Here is a 19,810-nt window from a genome sequence, read left to right as displayed (position 1 = left end):
AGATACCCTAAAAAGATCAGATCAATATTTTGGAGAAGACAATTACTTTACTTCTTCGTTAGATCTTTGTGTATTTGTCCATTTGTTGTGCTCTTCCAAACCTATCGGGTTGTTCTCAAAGTCATGCGGAAGGTTTGAGCTCATAGTTTCAGAATAAGGCACTGTTTGTGGGATGAAATCCTCATCATGCCCAGGCTTACTGTAATCATAAGGCCAACGGTAAACAGTTGGTATTTCACCAGGCCAGTTACCGTGGATACGCTCAACCGGGGTTGTCCACTCAAGCGTATTTGAGTTCCATGGATTTTGCGGCGCTTTTTTACCGAAGAATATAGAGTAGAAAAAGTTGAACAGGAACGCAACCTGTGCCACAGCCGCCATAATAGCCGCCCAGGTGATAAAGGTATTTACTGACAACCAACGCTCAAAAGATTCAAACTCGGTGAAAGCATAGTAACGGCGTGGTACACCATCCAGACCCATAAAGTGCATTGGGAAGAATACCAGGTAAGCACCGATGAACGTAATCCAGAAGTGCAGGTAACCCAATTTCTCGTCCATTAAACGGCCGAACATTTTCGGGAACCAGTGGTAAACACCAGCAAGCATACCAAATATAGCTGCTGAACCCATTACAAGGTGGAAGTGAGCTACAACGAAGTAAGTATCGTGCAGGTTGATATCTAACGCGGCGTTACCCAGGTAAATACCTGTTAAACCACCGGAGATAAAGAATGATACCAGGCCGATAGCGAACATCATGGCCGGGGTAAAGCGAATGTTACCGCGCCACAAGGTTGCCAGATAGTTGAATGTTTTTACCGCTGATGGTACCGCGATGATCAACGTAGTGATCATGAACACACCGCCCAGGAACGGATTCATACCCGTAACAAACATATGGTGCCCCCATACGATGAACGAAAGTACGGTAATACCTACCAGTGAGTAAACCATTGCATGGTAACCAAATATCGGCTTACGTGAGTTAGTCGCGATGATTTCAGATGAGATACCCAGCGCAGGCATAATTACGATATAAACTTCCGGGTGACCCAAGAACCAGAACAAGTGCTGGAACAGGATAGGGCTACCACCTTCAAAAGGCTGAGGCACGCCACCCAATACAATGTCAGATAAATAGAAACTGGTACCCACGCTACGGTCAAATATCAACAACACCACACCGGCAACTAACACCGGGAAGGCCAGGATACCTAATATAGCGGTAAGGAAGAATGCCCAGATAGTTAACGGCATTTTCCAAAGGTCCATACCTTTTGTGCGCATATTCAATACTGTACTTACGTAGTTAATACCACCCATTAGTGATGAAGCGACGAAGAGCACCATACTTACCAGCCAGAAGGTCATACCCATATCTGAACCCGGCATTGCCTTTGGTAAAGCAGATAGCGGAGGGTAGATAGTCCAACCCGGACCGGCAGGGCCCTTTTCGATAAAGAATGATCCCAGCATGATAACGCTTGCGGTAAAGAACAGCCAGTAAGAAAGCATGTTCATGAAAGGCGAAGCCATATCGCGTGCACCAATCTGCAAAGGAATAAGCAAGTTACTGAAAGTACCGCTCAAACCCGCTGTTAGCACAAAGAATACCATGATAGTACCATGAATGGTAACTAATGAAAGGTAAAAGTTAGGATCCATACGTCCTTCCGGAGCAAAACGGCCTAATAAGGTTTCCATTAGAGGGAATGCCTTGTCAGGGTAAGCCAGCTGTATCCTGAATAATATTGACAATATCATCGCGATAACTGCCATTAAAATACCTGTAATAAGGAATTGCTTGGCAATCATTTTATGATCCTGGCTGAAAATATATTTAGTCAGGAAAGTATCATGATGATGTTCGTGACCGTGTTCGTCGTGATGTACTCCGTGATGATCCTGAACTGATAATGTTGACATAATCGCTAATTCTTTTATATTAATTGTTTAATGCTAACCTGTTTTCTGACTTCTCTTCTTTTTGCTCTGTTTCAGCAAATTTCAACTCTTTCTTCAATGCATCTGTCAGATAAGGTTTCTGCTGAGCAAGCCATGCCTGGTATTCGGCTTCGGTAACCACACGCACAACTTTTTGCATGTTGTAGTGGCCACCACCACAAATTTTGTTGCAGTAAAGCAAATACTCAAACTTGGCATTGTCTTCTTTAGCTTTCATTTGGCGGGTTGTAACCGTTGGCGTGAATTTAAAGAAGGTAGGCAAGCCAGGTACGGCATTTAACTGCACACGGAAATGTGGCATGTAAACACTGTGAATAACATCCTGAGCTTGTATATTTAAACGGATTGACTTGTTAACAGGAATCACCAAAGTATCGGCAACCAAGTCGTCCATTGAATGTGGATCTTTGAAGTTAACACCCACTTTGTTGGTGCCACTTACCAGCTTATAATTTATTTTACCAAGCTTTTGATCTTTACCAGGGTAACGTAGCTCCCAGGCAAACTGGTGGCCAACAACTTCTATATCTATTGAAGCTTTTTCACCCTCAGCATCAACGTGGTTAGTAATCTTTCTCCAGGTTGTGAAACCGAATACCACCAGTACGGTAAGTACAATGGCAGGAGCAATTGTCCATGCAGCCTCGATGGCGTTGTTATGTGGGTAGTAAGTAGCCTTACGTTTATCAGAACCACGGTATTGGAATACGAAACCGAAAAGCAATATCTGCGTAATGATAAATACAGTAACCGTAATACCAAAGGTTACATAGAACATGGTATCCAGTGATTCACCGTGTACTGATGCTGCGGATGGCAATATCATGGCACCCTGAGTGGTGAATGACCAGTATGAACCATATAAACCAAGTATCAGGAACAACAGGAATAATATACCTGTAATGTTGTTCCAGTTCATTGGCTTTTTGCCTTGTATCTGTTTGGTAAGATCATACACACGCAGGATCTTGCCTACTATAGCAACTGCAAAACATACTACTAAAAATAGCAGAACATAATACAACGGACCTGCCCACACGCTTGGCTTATCGGCAGCGTTGGCAGCAGCGGCTGGTGCACCTTCGGCGGCTTTGGTTGTTGATTCAACCTGTGCCATCAGCACCTGGGTGCCAAAAAGGGTCAGCATCGCAAATAGCGAAAGTAGTTTTTTAGAATTTATAAGTTTTTTGAATGCCATTTTACTGCTTTGTTTGGTATTCTGTAGTTTGAGTGCAAAGTTAACAATATTTATATGTGGTGGTGTAAGCTCTCCTCAATGAACGGATGTTTTTTAGGAAGCAACGATTTGAACTTGCTTAACGAGTTGAACGTGAAGAAAGTAAGCAAACCAACAAAACCTACAGCGATAAATATTTCCTGGATGCCGTACATATCCCATATGTGAACCTCATGGCCCGGATGACGGTGAATAGTACCCGGCATTACCATCAGGTAGAAATCTAACCAGTGGCCGATCAGGATAACAATAGCGGTTAGCTTTAACCTGCCGCCTAAACGCTTAGCATCACGAGACATTAACAATAATAACGGTGCTAAAAAGTTCAACACGATGTTTAACCAGAACCACCATTTGTATTCAGGCTCCCAACGTTTGTAAAAGTAAACAGTTTCTTCGGGCATATTGGCGTACCAGATCAGGAAGAACTGAGAGAACCAAACATATGTCCAGAAGATAGAGAAGGCGAACATCAGTTTACCTAAATCATGCAGGTGGTTTTCGGTAACCCATTGCATGTAACCTTTGTTACGCAGGTACAATACAATCAGGGTGATTACCGCTAAACCGCTTACGTGCATTGCAGCCAGGTTGTACCAGCCAAACATGGTTGAAAACCAGTGCGCCTCAAGAGACATCACCGCATCAAAAGCGAAGATCGGGAAGGTAAAACCGAATATCACCAAAAATATGCATGACATTTTGAAGCTTTTGTTGTAGTTGAACATACCACCCAACTCATCCTCATTGGTTGAATATTTAACCAGCAGGTGGCCAAACAATGAGTATAAAAAGGTTAAGCCTACTATTACGATAAAGAAGAACGGAACGTTGAGGAACGCTGACTTTCCGGCGATAAGCGCATCATAGTGCTCACTTTTAGGGTCGGTCAATCCGTGAGCTGCCCAGTGGCCATATAAATAAGGCATCACTTCTTCGTGGCCTTCTTCATTTATTACCTTATGTGTAGTGAACAAGCCTGCTGCAGCTACTATAATTAATATTACTGCCGCAATTGGTAATACTTTGGCAATAGCCTGTGGTACACGCAGTATTGATGCTGACCAGCCGGCCTGAGCCACATACTGGTAAGCTAAAAAGAACACAGCGGCTGTACATACACACGCAAAGTAATAGCTCATAAGCAATAGGTTACTGAACGTGCGCTGTACTGAATCGCCACCGGCCAGAAAACCGTAGGCAACTCCCACCACACCAATAACTATGGCTATTAAACTCCAGGTTCTTATTTTACCTGAAAATTCGTATCGTTCGTCAATACTTGTATGAGTACCCATTAATATAAAGTATTATAAAGTTTGTAAATGGTGAACATAGGCTACTACTTTCCAGCGCTCCTGCGGCGACAGTTGCGAAGCGTAAGAACCCATTGCGTTTACACCGTAAGTGATTGTATGATAAATTTTACCATCGGTAAGGTCTTTCATGGCACCACCACGTGATGACTGGCCTTTTGAGTACGATGGCGGCGCCGGATAACCGTGCGATACCACTAAACCATCACCCTGGCCTGTTTTGCCGTGGCATGGCGAGCAAAAGTGCTCATATAGTACTTTACCATCTTCAAAATTCTTTTTGTTAGCCGGTAACGGGTTTTTAGCCACAACACTCGCGCTATCGTAACCACCCCTGTCATTAGGGAAATCAAAACGGGTAAAACCTACTGGGATAGTACCCTTTGGCGGTACCTGTGCTGTTTTACCATCAGCAAAGTTAGGGTTAGCCTGATCAGGATCATAGGCTATGTGCCTGTACATATTGGGAGCATATTCCCAACCGGTACTTCTCTTATCTCTGCATGAGGTAACTAATATAGATGCAGCGATAGAAATGGCGGTTATACCCAATATCTTAATTTTATTCATAGCTAACATACTTCCTTTCGTTATGCTTAATTTCAACAGCTCCAGCTTCTTTTAATAAATTGGTGATATCCTCATGCGGAATGTTACCCTTAGCGTCAACGGCGATGATAAAACGGTCGTCAGTAGCGCGGAAGTCCATTACACGCGGAGCGCGGCCCGGGAACAGGTGTGTAGCAGCAAAAAAAGTAAACACCATACCAAACGCTGTCCAAAGAATAGTCCACTCAAAAGTGAACGGTACAAACACCGGCATTGGGAAGTTTGGCTTACCACCGATGTTCATCGGCCAGTCATGCACCAAAGTATAATAAACAATGCTGAATATTACAGAGGCACCCAGGCAGCCAAAGCAAAATGCGGCATAACCCAAACGTGACTCTTTTACACCCAACTTAGCTTCAATACCGTGTATAGGCATAGGCGTATACACATCATAAATAGGGATGCTGTTTTTTTGTAGCTTCTCGATCCCGTGCATCATATCATCCGGATCGTCAAAATGACCTAATATAAATTTAGTGCTGCTCATTATTTTATTGTTTGGTAGTCTGCCAGGTCAACACTGTCATACTTCTTTAACGCATCTGTATAATCTTTCACTTGCTCCGGATCAAGGTGTCCTTCTGCAATCAGTTTCTTTTTAGCCTGCTCGCTTGATGATTTCAGCAACAGCTTCACCTCGGCCATAGCCACTGAAGGCAGGAAGCGGATGAATAACAGGAACAAGGTGAAGAATAAACCGATTGAACCAATGAACACGCCCACGTCAACCCAGCTTGGATAGAACATTACCCAGCTTGACGGGATGTAGTCGCGGTGCAATGAGGTTACGATGATCACAAAACGCTCAAACCACATACCGATGTTCACTACGATTGACAATGCCCATGAGAATGGAATGCTGGTACGTAGTTTTTTGAACCAGAACAGCTGCGGAGAGATCACGTTACATGACATCATGCTCCAGTAAGCCCACCAGTACGGACCGGTTGCACGGTTAATGAAAGCGTATTGCTCATATTCAACACCTGAATACCAGGCGATGAAGAACTCAGTTAAATAAGCCACACCTACGATAGAACCTGTAAGCGTGATGATCTTGTTCATTGACTCGATGTGGAACATCGTGATATAATTTTCAAGACCCAATACCTTACGGGTTACCAGCAACAGGGTTTGTACCATGGCGAAACCAGAGAAGATCGCACCCGCAACGAAGTACGGCGGGAAGATGGTAGTGTGCCATCCTGGTTCAAGCGAGGTAGCAAAGTCAAATGATACGATGGTGTGTACCGAAAGTACCAGTGGTGTAGATATACCTGCAAGAATAAGCGATACGGTTTCAAAACGTTGCCAGGTTTTTACTGAGCCTGTCCAGCCGAACGATAATATCGAGTAGATACGACGGCGAAGGCCGGGTACCGCACGGTCGCGGATTGAAGCGATATCAGGTAATAAACCGGTGTACCAGAATACTAATGATACCGAGAAATAAGTTGAGATCGCGAATACGTCCATCATCAGTGCCGAGTTCCAGTTTACCCAAAGTACATACTGGTTTGGCAGTGGTAATGTAAAGTAAGCTAACCAAGGGCGGCCCATGTGCGCTACGATGTAGGTAGCGGCACAAACTACCGCGAAGATGGTCATCGCCTCAGCAGAACGGTTAATGGAGTTACGCCAGTTTTGACGGAACAATAACAATACCGCCGAGATCAGCGTACCGGCGTGACCGATACCTACCCACCATACGAAGCCGGTAATATCCCATGCCCAACCTACAGTTTTGTTAAGGCCCCACTCGCCCAAACCGTACCAAAATGTAAGGCTTATACTAACCACCCAAAGCAAAGCACCTAATACCGATACCACGAAACCTATCCACCAGGCTTTGTTTGGCTTATTTTCTACAGGGAGTAAAACCTCATTAGTTATCTGGGCGTAGGTAATGTTCTTGCCCGTAATTAATGGTTCCCTGATTATTGATTCACTGTGAGATGCCATATATATTTATATCTCTTTTGTAATAATTAAGCTAATTCGTTTTCAATAGTGTTCCTAACTTTAACCTGGTAACCAATACCCGGCTGTACGTTAAGCTCCTGTAACACGTAGTAAGTTCTTTCGCTCTTAAGTGCTTTTGAAAGCTCTGAGTTAGGATCATTAGCATTACCGAATATGATGGCGTTTGCTGTACAGGTTTGCTGGCAAGCCACTTTGATTTCGCCGTCAGTAAGCGGGCGTTTTTCAATTTTAGCTTTCAGTTTACCAGCTTGTATACGTTGTACGCACATTGAGCATTTCTCCATTACACCGCGGAAACGGGTAGTAACGTCAGGGTTTAACACCAGTTGAGTATGCTCATTTTGCAGGTAGTTATCAAAACGTGAATCGTTCCAGTAGTTAAACCAGTTAAAGCGGCGAACTTTATAAGGGCAGTTGTTAGCGCAGTAACGTGTACCTACGCAACGGTTGTAAGCCATCTGGTTTAAACCTTCTGATGAGTGTACGGTAGCCAATACCGGGCACACCGTTTCGCACGGAGCGTGATCGCAATGCTGGCAAAGCATTGGCTGGTGTACCACGGTTACGTAATCCAAGTTATCCAGCTCGGCAATCTGCTTTTCTTTGGTAACCATACCGGTTTCCTCGTCAGCTTCAGCCTTACCGTTTTTCTCGTAGCTGTAGTAACGGTCAATACGGATCCAGTGCATCTCACGGCGGCGGCGAACTTCATCTTTACCTACAACCGGAATGTTGTTCTCGGCGCTGCAGGCAACAATACAAGCACCGCAACCGGTACATGCGTTAAGATCGATGGCCATTTTCCAGTCGTAAACCGGGCGCTCATGCGCTTCCCACAGATCGTATGTTTTATGCTCCTTACCGTGGTCGGTACCTGCGGCAGGGTCTTTCAGATATTCCTTTAATGATACCTCGCGGATAACATCACGGCCTTCGTATGAATGGTGTGTTTGTGTTTGCGCAAGTGGTGATACGTCACCTGTTTTTGAAATAGTAGCTACCAGTGTTTTACCAACAGTACCGTTGCTGAAGCTGGCGAAAGGATAAGCGTTTTTACCTACGCTGTTACCTACAAGGCCTGAGTGTGTACGGCCATAACCAACGGCTATTGACACTGTGCCCTGAGCCTGGCCTGGTTGTAATAGTACCGGTAACTCAACCGAGTAGCCGTTTGCTTCAATTTTAACTACATCACCTTCTTCAACACCAAGCTTTTCAGCATGTTTTGGCGCAAGGGCGGCATAGTTATCCCAGGTAACTTTTGATACCGGATCAGGCAACTCCTGTAACCATGGGTTATTGGCATAGCTGCCATCACCTATAGCAGTATTCAGGTAAAGCTGAACTTCCACTTTATCATCACCGCTGGCCGCAAGTTTTGCACTGTTTGCAGCTACTAACTGGGCAGCAGCACCAACGTTTGCAGCGTTAGCAACCGGCGCGGCAGCTTTTGGAGCTACTTTAACAAAACCGGTTTGTAACAAAGTTTCCCAACCACTTTGGCCTGACAGACCGCCTAAAGTAAGCAGGTTGCTGATCCAGTTATTACGAACGTAAGCGTAATAATCAGTAGTAGCATTCTCGCTCCAGATAAGCAAGCTTTGCTCAGCCTGGCGTGTGTTATATACCGGGTTGATAGTTGGCTGCATGATGGTGTAGTAACCTGATACAGCGCTATCATCACCCCACGACTCCAGGTAGTGGTGGTTTGGCGCTATAACAGTACACAGATCAGCAGTTTCATCCTTCTGTCCGGCGAAAGAAACTTTGAGCTTTATTTTGCTTAATGCTTCTTTTACTTCTTTAGTATTGAAATAATCATAAGCAGGGTTAGCGTTCAGGAAGATGGCTGCACCAACTTCGCCGCGTTTTGCTTCATTTAAAAAGGCTACGAATTGTGCATCGTTACCTTTGTATTGGTTTGATGGATTATCCAGATCAATAGTAGCACCATAGCTGCCTAACAAAGTGTTGATAGCATTTGCAACAACCTGATTAGCTACCTCGTTTGAACCTGCCACCACAAGCGCTTTACCTTTAGCGGCAAGCAACTCTTTAGCGGCAAGTGTAACTGCTGTAGCAGCTTTAGCATTCTCCAGTTTTTTGGTACCCGGCAGTGTAGTGCCTGAAATTGCATTGTATAAAGCTATCAGTACTAAACCTTCTTCAGATACTTTTACAGGGATACGGGCATCGGCGTTAGTACCGGTGATACTCATGCCGCTTTCAAACTGGATGTGGCGCGACATTTTTTTAGACTCAAGCGCCTTGCTGCCACGGTTAGATACGTATTGTTTGGTGAACTCCTCGCCTGATATCCATGAACCCAGGAAGTCGGCACCAACGCTAACAATTACGTCAGCTTTGTCAAAGTTATAGTGTGGCAATACCGCTTTACCAAAGCTTTGCTGGTTAGCCTGTATAATACCTGTGTATGAAAAAGCGTCGTAGTTAATATGTGCCGCAGCCGGATATTTAGCTACGAAATCATTGATAACCGCTTGCGTTGATGGGCTGTGTACAGTTGAACTGATAATGCGGATTTTTTTGCCGCCAGCCTGCGCTGCCGCAAGCTGTTGTTTTACAAAACTATCAATGGCATCCCAGCCTGCATCGCCACCGTCCATTTGCGGATCTTTAAGGCGATTGGTATCATACAGGTCAAGTACTGATGCCTGCGCCTGCGCGCTCAAACCACCGCCGGCTAAAAGGTCGCCAGGGTTACCTTCAACTTTAATAGGGCGGCCTTCACGGGTTTTAACCAGGATGGCGTGGCCATTGTAAGTTGATGTATAGTAGTTAGCCACACCCGGAGTTACCTCCTCTGGTTTTATAAGGTATGGTATTGATTTATGAACAGGAACTTTTTGGCAGGCAGCCAGTGTTACGGCACCCACACCAAAGCCCAGCGCTTTAAGGAAATCACGGCGCGGAGTTCTTGAGGCAAGGCCTGCACCGCTCAACACTTCCTCAATCGGAAGCGGCTCAGCAAACTCATGCTTGTTTTTCTCAACAAATTCCGGCGTTCTGTTTAGCTCTTCTAAACCTTTCCAGTATTTTTTATTGCTATCCATTTAAGCTATATAAACTGTAATTGCTAAGTTTTAAATCTCTGATATTAATAGTGGCACTTAGAGCACTCTAAACCACCCATTACGGCTGCAGATACTTTCTGACCTTTTTTGATCATGTCATGCACCTGAGTCATCTTATCATAATACGCGTTGCCTTTAAAGTTAACCTCGGTACGTTTGTGGCACTGTATACACCATTTCATGGTTAGTGGCGAGTACTGGTAAACTTCAGACATGGTTTCGATAGGGCCGTGGCATTGCTGACATTTAACACCGCCAACTACTACGTGTTGTGAGTGGTTGAAGTAAGCAAAGTCAGGCAGGTTGTGTATGCGCACCCACTGGATAGGCTTAGCCTTAGTGGTATCGTAAGTACCTTTATCCGGATCGTAACCCAGGGCATCGTAAATTTTGTGTATTTCCGGCGATTCCGTCTTAACCACCTTGTGGCAGTTCATACAAACGTTAAGCGACGGAATTGATGCATTTTTTGATTTGTACGCTCCTGAGTGGCAGTACTGGCAATCAATCTTCATGGCGCCGGCGTGCAGCTCGTGCGAGTATTTAATAGGCTGAACCGGTTGGTAACCCTGGTGCATGTTGGTATTCCACATGGTTACCCAGCTCCAGCTACCCATCGCGATAGCGCCGCAAAGCACTACGAAGAATACCAGCTTTTTATTTTTTGCCAGTTTTTTGATGCCGGCTAAGCGGTCAACAGGCTCGCCTTCAACTTCAGGCTCTTCATCAATTACCAGGTTTTTGTTTTTAAGTAACAGGCGCTCTAAAGTGCCGATTACCTTGTTCAATACCAGGATAACGATAAATGCGATAACGATAACGCCAATCAAACCCCAAATCAGCAGGCTGCTTGGGCCGGTTTCGGCAGGCGCTTCGGTCTTTTTATCACCACCGCCTTCAGTAAGTTTCTTCTGTTCTGCACGGGCGTAAGCGATAATGTCAGTAACATCAGCGTCAGACAGCTCGGGGAAAGCCGTCATCGGGATCTGATTGTACTCATTGTAGATCTTAACCGCTTTAGGATTTTTAGCAGCAACCAGCGCCTGGCTGTTCTGTATCCACTTGATCAGGTACGCATCGTCAGTTTCCGAAGTGATCTGTGGACCCAAAGCCGGACCTACCAGCTTCGACTCGATCTTGTGACAGGCAGTACACTTGGCTTTAAAAATAGTTTCACCCTTTGCCGGATCGCCCTGAGCGTTGGCCGCAGTGGTCAGCGCTGTAAGGCCCGCAAGCAGTAAAACCGTTCTCGAAAATTGTTTAAATAGTAATGAGATATTTCTCATAAAGCGTGTTTATGCTGAATTATATTTATTAATATTTTAAAAACCGGCGGCGTTTAGTGCCGTTTATCCAATTTTTACAGCCACAAAAGTAAAATTTATTACAGTATGGCTGACAAAGAAATGACAGTTATCAACAATTTATAATCGTTCTAAACAAGATAAAAAACGGCTTTTTGAAGCCGTTTTAACGTTTTTTTATTATGAGTATTAATAAACACCCCTCGGGTTGATAAAAATCATTTTTGATTTTTTGTTTATTGTTTTAATATCCACGCAAAAATCAATGGCGCAACAATCGTCGCGTCAGACTCTACAATGAATTTCGGCGTGTTGATATCCAGCTTACCCCAGGTGATCTTCTCGTTAGGTACTGCGCCTGAGTATGAACCGTATGAAGTGGTTGAGTCAGATATCTGGCAGAAGTAGCTCCAGAATGGTATGTTTTCCATTTCCATATCCTGGTAAAGCATCGGCACTACACATATCGGGAAATCGCCCGCTATACCGCCACCAATCTGAAAAAAGCCAATGCCTTTACCTTCGGAGTTCTTTACATACCAATCAGCCAGCCAGGCCATATACTCAATACCACTCTTCATGGTAGTGGCCTTAATTTCATTCTTGATTACGTATGAGGCAAAGATGTTACCCATGGTTGAGTCTTCCCATCCAGGTACGACAATCGGCAGGTTCTTTTCAGCAGCTGCCAGCATCCATGAGTTTTTAGGGTCGATCTCGTAATATTGTTCCAGCTCGCCGCTCAGCAATATCTTATACATGTACTCATGTGGAAAGTAGCGCTCGCCGGCGGTATCAGCATCTTTCCATATTTTGTGGATGTGCTTTTGCAAACGGCGGAAAGCTTCTTCTTCGGGTATGCAGGTATCGGTAACGCGGTTATAATGGTTCTCTAACAAGTCCCACTCATCCTGCGGACTCAGATCGCGGTAATTAGGTACACGCTTGTAGTGCGAGTGCGCTACCAGGTTCATGATATCCTCTTCAAGGTTGGCTCCTGTGCATGATATTATATCTATTTTATTCTGACGGATCATTTCAGCCAGCGAAATACCCAGCTCGGCAGTACTCATGGCGCCGGCAAGGGTAACCATCATTTTACCGCCTTCGGTTAAATGGGTTTCATATCCTTTAGCGGCATCAACTAATGCCGCAGCATTAAAATGCAGGTAATTCTTCTCGATAAACTGAGATATCGGGCCTCTTGCTTCTGTACTCATGATGGTTACTTGTTAATTTTTTGCAAAAGTAGCTATTTTGTTGAGATGCGTATTTTAAAATTCTGAATTCCGCCCAAAGCAGTTTCGTATTATAATGATAACATCATTTTAAGCAACCCTTAAAACAAAACAAGGTTTTGCTGTTATAATAAATTTGCATCTTAGCGGCGTCTTTATCTTTACTGATGAAAAGAGTTTTTATAGCGCTCATGCTGATCATGGGCCTGCAACCTGCCTTTGCGCAAATGCGTTTTTTGCCAAAGTTTGTACGTAAAATGCTGTTTGAGCAGGACAGCAGTAAACACAGCAGCTTTTTTATTTTACCCGTACTCAGCTCCGCGCCCGAAACAGGCTTTGAGGGCGGCGGCTCCGCACTGTACTCTTTTTATACCGATACGCTGAACGAGGGTACGCGCGTATCCAACATATTTGGCTATGCTACTGTAACCACCAAAGGGCAAAGCCGTTTTAGCCTGAGCACTAACTATTGGACACCGCAAAACAAATATCACTACACCGCCACCATCAGCTATATTAACTTTCCGTTTGATTATTTTGGAACCGGCAACGAAACCAATAAGGCCAACCTTGACCGCCTTGGCCAAAAGCGGTTGCGCATAAACCTTACTGCCGAGAAGCGGGTAAGCAAGAATATTTATTTAGGCTTATCGGCAGGCGGGCTTGATTATAAGTTTACCGATAAGGAACCCGGCGGCATTTATCAAAACCTGCAACGCTCTGAACAACCGGGTGGCGGCAGCATATTATTTGCCGGCCCAAGTTTCGTTTTTGACGACCGCAACAACAATACCTACACCACCAAGGGCGCCGTAGTTACCGCTTACTTTAACTTTATGAAAGGCATGTTCAGTAATAACGATTACCGCGGCGGCCTGTTCAATATTGAGTATGCGCAATTTTTTCCGCTCAGTAAAAAACTGGTTTTGGGCTTCAACGCGCAGGAACAAAGTTTGGTTGGCTCGCGCGAGCCGTTTTACCTGCTGCCGGCTTTAGGCAATGATGAAATTATGCGCGGGTATTACAATGGCCGCTTTCGCGACAGAAACCTGATTGCCGCACAAACCGAGTTGCGTTACCGTATAAGTAACCGTTTTGGCATTGTAGGCTTTGGCGGTGCAGGCAAAGTATTTAACAACTCCTTTAATTTTGACGGGCTAAAGCCAAGCTACGGCCTTGGCGGCCGTTACTTTTTTGATGTGGAAAAGGGCCTGAGCATGCGTGTTGACTACGCTCTCGGCGAAAAACGTCCGGGCGAAAGCAGACAAAGCGGCTTATACCTCAGCCTGGCCGAAGCTTTTTAATAAAAAATATTTTATGAAGTCCTCCCCCTCGGGGAGGATTTAGAAGGGGTAAAACCTTCTCATGATTGTAATGTTTTTGTTGCATGTTGCACTTTGCGTGCAATCTCCGTCTATAGCTATAAATATATATACACGACCATGAAGAGATTAATGATGATGGTGGCCTTTGTTGCCGCAACATATGGAGCCTTTGCCCAAACAGCCGATCTGCGCCGTAAAATTGAAGTAACCGGAATAGCCGAAAAGGAAGTAACACCGGATATTATCAACGTATCTGTCTCGCTCCGCGAGTATATGGACGGTAAAAAGAAGATCAACATAAGCGAACTGGAAAAGCAACTGGAGAAAGCAGTATCTGCCGCTGGCATCGCTAAAGAAGATTTTACCGTTAACAACGTTTCCAGCTGGAATATGGCTACCGAAAAGAAGAAAAACCCCGACTTTTTAGTAAGCAAACAATACAGCATTAAGTTTCGTGAGCTGAATAAATATAACCAGATATTGAGCAAGATTGACCCTAAGGGCATCCAATCCACCAATATCGACAGCTACGACTACTCCAAAATAAACGAGCTAAAAAAGGAATTGAAAGTACAGGCGCTTTTATCGGCCAAAGAGAAAGCTACTTACCTGGTAACTGCTTTAGGTGATAAGCTGGGCAGCGTTATCAATATATCAGAAACTGATAACAGCAGCTTTCCGCAGGCGCGCATGTATGCCAATATGAGCATGAGGGGCGCCGCTGAAGCCGCTGACGTAGCCGAGTCTGACATCGACTTTAAAAAAATAAAGCTGAGCTTTCAGATCAACGCGGTATTTGAGATCAAGTAATTTAAAGCCAACACAGATAGCGCAAAGGCGGCTTCCTTATACGGGAGCCGCCTTTGTTTTTTGTTAAACGCTTAACGGATAAAATAAATATATTTGATCATTAACCTTTATTATGAAACTACTTGCTTTACCCATATTTGTATTACTGGCCGTGAATGTATTTGCGCAAAAACAAAACCCGATAAAGCTATATCCTGACGGAGCGCCGGGCGCAAAACCCACACCTAAAACCTATCAGGAAAAAACAGAGAATGGCAGCTGGATTTTAAAGGTTAGCATTCCAACACTTACCCCTTACTTACCTGCTGCTGGTACAGCCAATGGCACAGCTGTAATTGTATTACCCGGCGGTGGTTACGCCGGCCTGGCATCGGCACATGAGGGCGATGCCATAGCCCGCGAGTTTAACAAGATAGGCGTTACCGCGTTTTTGCTTAAATACCGCTTGCCCAGTGATTCTATCATGACCGATAAAAAGATAGGGCCACTACAGGATGTGCAGCGAGCCATACAAATGGTACGTGAACGCGCCGCCGAGTGGAAGATAAACCCCGACCGGATAGGCATTGTTGGCTTTTCGGCAGGCGGGCATTTGGCGTCTACCGCTATTACGCATTTTCAAAAAGCGGTCATCCCCAATAAAAACAATACTAACCTTCGCCCTGATTTCGGAATGTTGATTTACCCGGTGATCAGCTTTGGCGAGTTTACACATCAGGGCTCAAAGGAAAACCTGATCGGCAAAAACCCATCACCTGAGCTGGTTAATAAGTTCAGTAACGAGTTACAGGTTACAGCCCAAACACCACCTACATTTTTAATTCATGCTGAGGATGACACTGTAGTGCCTGTTCAAAACAGCCTGCTGTTTTACAACGCGCTGCTTGCTAACAAAATAAAAGCTGAAATGCACCTTTACCCGGCAGGTGGCCACGGCTTTGGGTTGATAAACCCCACAACCAAAGAGCTTTGGTTTAGCAGCCTTACCAACTGGATGGCCGCTAACGGCTGGCTCACCCGATAAGTTCACTTAGCAGCGGGCAGTTGGCAGTTTACAGTAAACATGATAACTAATACCAACTGCACACTGGCAACTGAAAACTGCCTACTGTTCAACAATGTCCAGCAGCTCATTCAATTCATCTACCTTATCGACGGAACCTAACTGCTCATACGCGCTGATAAGGTTGCGTATTACGCGCTTAACAATCTCGGTGTTTGAGCAAGGCTCGTAAAATTGCTTATCGGGCGTTAGTTTTAACTGCTTCAAAAACATATCTACATCGCGCCTGCCAAATATAAAACCCTTGTTAAAAGCGTTTATGTAGAACAGGATGCCGCTTTCAAACTCGCTTTGCATACCTTCATCCAGGTAGGCCAAAATAAAATGCTGCGGCAGGTTAACGCCATACACCGGTATATCCAGCTTTTGCGCTACGATAGAGTAAATAATGGCCAGCGATATCTGGTTGCCCTTTTTTGTTTCGAGCACCTGGCTGATGTAACTATTTTGCGGATCCTGGTGATTGGCGGTATTGCCGCTAAAGCCGTAAATATTGTAAAACACATGATTGATCAGCTTTACCTGTTCAACCGGGCTGCCTTCATTCATCATCTGCAACCATATATCGCGCTTAATGGCCTCTATCTGGTTAATTACCTTTTGCTCATCAAGGTCAGGATATTGATATCGGTTTATGATGAGTGCGCCCTGCAATAAGTCAAACGCGCCGCTGTGTATCCACAATTTCAAATCGTTTTTTAACTGGCCGAACTGTATTTCGTGCACCAGGTTGGCAATACGCTCCTGCAACAGCGGATCAAAAGCCTCGGTAAAAGCCGCCTCAAGCGGCTCTATGGCGCTGCCTCCTAATGACAGCAGCTTACCATGCACATGCTCAAATACCTCTGCGTCCGGGTCGTCGAGCAATTTTATCAATGAGTTTATTTCGGATGTATTTAACATGCTTATCAGTAAAGTATTACTATTTATCTATTTTTACAACCATGTTTAACATAAGGTTTGCTGCCGACTACCTGCGGCATCGTTTTAACGCTAAAACCCGCCATGGTATCCACTCCCCTTTTGTATACAATTTGGTTGATAAGGTAATATACGATTTTGAGCCCAAAAAAGTGTACGCCGGCATAGAGGAGGTTCGTAAACATTTACTCGCCGATGACCGGACCATCACGGTGACCGACCTGGGCGCCGGTTCGCACGTAAATAATAATAAGCAGAAACGCGTTAGCCAAATTGCCAAAAACGCGCTTAAACCACCTAAGCTGGCTCAGCTTCTGTATCGCCTGGCTGCCTATACCAACCCGGATAGCATTATTGAATTGGGTACCTGCCTTGGCGTTACTACATTGTACCTGCAACAGGCCGCCCCTAAGGCAAAAGTATACACGCTTGAGGGCTGCCCACAAACGGCTGCTGTAGCCGGGCAACAATTTTTAGGTCAACAGCTCAATGATATCGCGTTAACTGTGGGCAACTTTGATGATACACTTTACAGCGTGATCAACAGCTTACCCAAACTTGATTTTGTGTTTGTAGATGGCAATCACCAAAAGGATGCTACGCTGCGCTATTTTGAATGGTGCCTGCCGCATGTGCATGAAGATACGTTGTTGATTTTTGACGATATTTACTGGAGCGAAGGCATGAAAGAAGCCTGGGTACAAATAAAAGCACACCCGCAGGTAACCGCTACGGTCGACCTGTTTTGGATTGGACTGGTTTACTTCAAAAAAGGGCAGGCCAAGGAAGATTTTCTGGTGAAGTTTTAAATGACGCTTCACCCCTGCCTGGTTTTACGTCAGGCCAACGTTTCTTTATATTTAGCTGATCCTATGTTTGCATAAGATTCGACCGAGGGATGAAAAGAAATCTGTCGCCGGACTATTGAACGCCGACAGATTTGTCGCTATCGCTCGATACGATATAGCATGTAGAACTTTAAATACTACTTAATCCACTCAAACTTAGTATAAGGCACTAATGCCTCCGGTATTTTGATACCTTCTTCTGTTTGATTATTTTCTAATAGCGTAGCCACAATACGCGGCAAGGCCAGTGCGCTACCATTTAGCGTGTGAGCCAGCTGTGTTTTGCCCTCGGCGTTACGGAAACGTAGTTTAAGGCGGTTACTCTGGAAAGTTTCAAAATTTGATACGGATGATACTTCCAGCCAGCGTTGCTGCGCAGCGCTCCAGGTTTCCATATCGTAAGTTAAGGCTGATGCAAAACCCATATCACCACCACAAAGGCGCAGCACCCGGTAAGGGAGGCCAAGTTTTTGCAGCAGGCCTTGCACATGCAGGCTCATATCCTCTAACACATCATATGAATTATCCGGATGTACTACCTGTACTATTTCCACCTTATCAAACTGGTGCAGGCGGTTAAGGCCACGTACATGGGCACCGTACGAACCCGCTTCGCGACGGAAACATGGTGTATAGCCGCAGTTTTTAACCGGCAGTTCTTCGCCCTTTAATATTACGTCGCGGTACAGGTTGGTAACCGGTACTTCGGCGGTAGGTATTAGGTACAGGTTATCAACACCAACGTGGTACATCTGCCCTTCCTTGTCAGGCAACTGCCCGGTGCCAAAACCTGATGCCTCGTTAACCAGTAACGGAACAATCATCTCGCTGTAACCGGCCTTTTCAGCCTCATCTAAAAAGAAACTGATAAGCGCGCGTTGTAACTTAGCGCCTTTACTTTTGTATACCGGGAAACCGGCACCGGTTATTTTAACACCCAGTTCAAAGTCGATCAAGTTATATTTTGCGGCCAGTTCCCAATGTGGCAAAGCGTTGCCCGGCAACTCCGGCTTGGAGCCATGCTCAAGCACGATCTCGTTCTCCTCCGGCGTTAAGCCTTTAGGTACTGAGCTGTGCGGCAGGTTGGGCAGCAATACCAGCTTTTGCTGCAATTCAGCTTCAAGGGCGGTAAGCTGCTCGCCGTATTGTTTAATTTCTTCCTTCCATTTACCGGTGTTGGCTTTTATAGCTTGGGCCTCTTCTTTTTGGCCGGTGCGCATCAGTTCACCAATTTTTTTGGCAGCGGCATTTGCTTCGGCGGATACACTGTCGGACAGGTTTTGAGTTTGCCTGCGTTTTTCGTCAAGCTCAATAATGTTGTCAACCAGTTCGGGCTGCTTAAAATTTTTAACAGCCAGGCGTTCCAGCACTTGTTCCCTGTTCTCGCGGATGTAATTTACCTGAAGCATTTTTTTATAGTATGATTTTGGGCAAAGATATAAACTTAAAGTGTTTGCACGGGCAGCAACTCAAATGTATAGCCCTGGCTTTTCCAAAAACCCAAAGCCCGCGGCAATACATACTCCAAACGGTTAAAAGCCTTTAAACTATCATGAAACACCACAATTGATCCCGGGCGGGTATACTTTAACGTTTTTTTCAGGCAGCGCTCGGGCTTAAGCGTCATATCAAAATCGCCGCTTAGTACATCCCACATCACAATATCAAGTTCCGGGTTTAATGCTTTTAGCTTTTCAGCCTGCGAGCGCTTGATGCGCCCGTATGGCGGCCTGAACAGGTTGGTATGCAGCATTTCATCTGCCTGTTTAAAGTTTTCGATGTAGGTGTCGTCATCCGTTTTCCATCCTTTTAAATGATTAAAGGTATGGTTGCCTATAGCATGCCCCTCGCGTTTTACCTGTTCAAAAATATCCGGATGCTTGCGTACATTGTCGCCAATGCAAAAAAAGGTAGCCTTTGCGCCGTACTCTTTTAAAATTTTTAACACATAAGGTGTAACAATAGGTATAGGCCCATCGTCAAAGGTCAAAAAAATGCTTCGGCTACTCGTTTTAATATCCCATATTAGTTTTGGATAGAGCCATTTTAGCAAACGAGGAGTTTTAAACAGGTACATAAGTACAAATTAA

16 protein-coding genes are annotated in these 19,810 nt (G+C 44.9%); 4 read left to right on the top strand and 12 right to left on the bottom strand.

Annotated features, from left to right (window positions below; genetic code table 11):
- Positions 1–42: 42 nt before the first annotated feature.
- The 9 genes from LT679_RS17240 to LT679_RS17200 form a co-directional block, all read right to left on the bottom strand.
- Positions 43–1,929 carry a cytochrome c oxidase subunit I gene (locus LT679_RS17240; RefSeq protein ID WP_232178915.1) on the bottom strand — a complete coding sequence of 629 codons (1,887 nt, stop codon included), beginning with the start codon at positions 1,927–1,929 and terminating at the stop codon, positions 43–45.
- A gap of 19 nt (positions 1,930–1,948) precedes the next feature.
- On the bottom strand, positions 1,949–3,166 hold the full coding sequence (locus LT679_RS17235) for a cytochrome c oxidase subunit II (RefSeq protein WP_232178914.1): 1,218 nt from the start codon (positions 3,164–3,166) through the stop codon (positions 1,949–1,951).
- A 50-nt stretch (positions 3,167–3,216) separates the two neighbouring features.
- On the bottom strand, positions 3,217–4,503 hold the full coding sequence (locus LT679_RS17230; protein ID WP_232178913.1) for a quinol:cytochrome C oxidoreductase: 1,287 nt from the start codon (positions 4,501–4,503) through the stop codon (positions 3,217–3,219).
- Positions 4,504–4,515: 12 nt separating this feature from the next.
- Positions 4,516–5,091 (bottom strand): c-type cytochrome, encoded by a 576-nt coding sequence (locus LT679_RS17225; RefSeq protein ID WP_317206553.1) that lies wholly within the window; start codon positions 5,089–5,091, stop codon positions 4,516–4,518.
- Positions 5,084–5,620 carry a DUF3341 domain-containing protein gene (locus tag LT679_RS17220; protein ID WP_232178911.1) on the bottom strand — a complete coding sequence of 179 codons (537 nt, stop codon included), beginning with the start codon at positions 5,618–5,620 and terminating at the stop codon, positions 5,084–5,086. Before LT679_RS17220 ends, LT679_RS17225 begins: the two co-directional genes overlap by 8 nt.
- Positions 5,620–7,095, bottom strand: coding sequence for an NrfD/PsrC family molybdoenzyme membrane anchor subunit (gene nrfD / locus LT679_RS17215; protein ID WP_232178910.1), 1,476 nt, complete (start codon positions 7,093–7,095; stop codon positions 5,620–5,622). The genes LT679_RS17220 and nrfD overlap by 1 nt, the downstream gene beginning before the upstream one ends.
- 26 nt (positions 7,096–7,121) lie before the next feature.
- Positions 7,122–10,190 carry a TAT-variant-translocated molybdopterin oxidoreductase gene (locus tag LT679_RS17210; protein WP_232178909.1) on the bottom strand — a complete coding sequence of 1,023 codons (3,069 nt, stop codon included), beginning with the start codon at positions 10,188–10,190 and terminating at the stop codon, positions 7,122–7,124.
- A 44-nt stretch (positions 10,191–10,234) separates the two neighbouring features.
- Positions 10,235–11,497, bottom strand: coding sequence for a c-type cytochrome (locus tag LT679_RS17205; RefSeq protein ID WP_232178908.1), 1,263 nt, complete (start codon positions 11,495–11,497; stop codon positions 10,235–10,237).
- Between the two features lie 254 nt (positions 11,498–11,751).
- Entirely contained in the window at positions 11,752–12,735 is a 984-nt protein-coding gene (locus LT679_RS17200; RefSeq protein WP_232178907.1) for a deoxyhypusine synthase family protein, read from the bottom strand.
- 185 nt (positions 12,736–12,920) lie between these two features.
- Here LT679_RS17200 and LT679_RS17195 point away from each other — a divergent pair, with 185 nt between their 5' ends.
- The 3 genes from LT679_RS17195 to LT679_RS17185 all read left to right on the top strand — a co-directional run bounded on the left by LT679_RS17195 (position 12,921) and on the right by LT679_RS17185 (position 15,912).
- Positions 12,921–14,057: a BamA/TamA family outer membrane protein gene (locus LT679_RS17195; RefSeq protein WP_232178906.1), complete on the top strand. Its 1,137-nt coding sequence runs from the start codon at positions 12,921–12,923 to the stop codon at positions 14,055–14,057.
- 138 nt (positions 14,058–14,195) lie between these two features.
- The gene (locus LT679_RS17190) at positions 14,196–14,888 is read left to right on the top strand and encodes an SIMPL domain-containing protein (RefSeq protein ID WP_232178905.1); all 693 of its coding nucleotides are present in this window, start codon (positions 14,196–14,198) and stop codon (positions 14,886–14,888) included.
- A 112-nt stretch (positions 14,889–15,000) separates the two neighbouring features.
- Entirely contained in the window at positions 15,001–15,912 is a 912-nt protein-coding gene (locus tag LT679_RS17185) for an alpha/beta hydrolase (RefSeq protein WP_232178904.1), read from the top strand.
- Positions 15,913–15,993: 81 nt separating this feature from the next.
- Here the strand turns inward: LT679_RS17185 and LT679_RS17180 are convergent, their stop codons facing one another.
- The gene (locus LT679_RS17180) at positions 15,994–16,854 is read right to left on the bottom strand and encodes a transglutaminase-like domain-containing protein (RefSeq protein ID WP_232178903.1); all 861 of its coding nucleotides are present in this window, start codon (positions 16,852–16,854) and stop codon (positions 15,994–15,996) included.
- Between the two features lie 41 nt (positions 16,855–16,895).
- On the opposite strand from LT679_RS17180, the gene LT679_RS17175 reads away from it, so the two are divergent.
- Positions 16,896–17,681, top strand: coding sequence for an O-methyltransferase (locus LT679_RS17175; RefSeq protein WP_232178902.1), 786 nt, complete (start codon positions 16,896–16,898; stop codon positions 17,679–17,681).
- Between the two features lie 176 nt (positions 17,682–17,857).
- On the opposite strand, the gene serS is transcribed toward LT679_RS17175, so the two are convergent.
- Positions 17,858–19,129: a serine--tRNA ligase gene (gene serS, locus LT679_RS17170; protein ID WP_232178901.1), complete on the bottom strand. Its 1,272-nt coding sequence runs from the start codon at positions 19,127–19,129 to the stop codon at positions 17,858–17,860.
- A gap of 35 nt (positions 19,130–19,164) precedes the next feature.
- Positions 19,165–19,797 carry a polysaccharide deacetylase family protein gene (locus LT679_RS17165; protein WP_232178900.1) on the bottom strand — a complete coding sequence of 211 codons (633 nt, stop codon included), beginning with the start codon at positions 19,795–19,797 and terminating at the stop codon, positions 19,165–19,167.
- Between the last annotated feature and the right edge of the window lie 13 nt (positions 19,798–19,810).

Source organism: Mucilaginibacter roseus, from assembly GCF_021215455.1.
In the GTDB taxonomy this organism is placed as follows: domain Bacteria; phylum Bacteroidota; class Bacteroidia; order Sphingobacteriales; family Sphingobacteriaceae; genus Mucilaginibacter; species Mucilaginibacter roseus.
The sequence above is the reverse complement of the archived record's forward strand: the minus strand, read 5'-3'. Positions and strand labels throughout refer to the sequence as shown.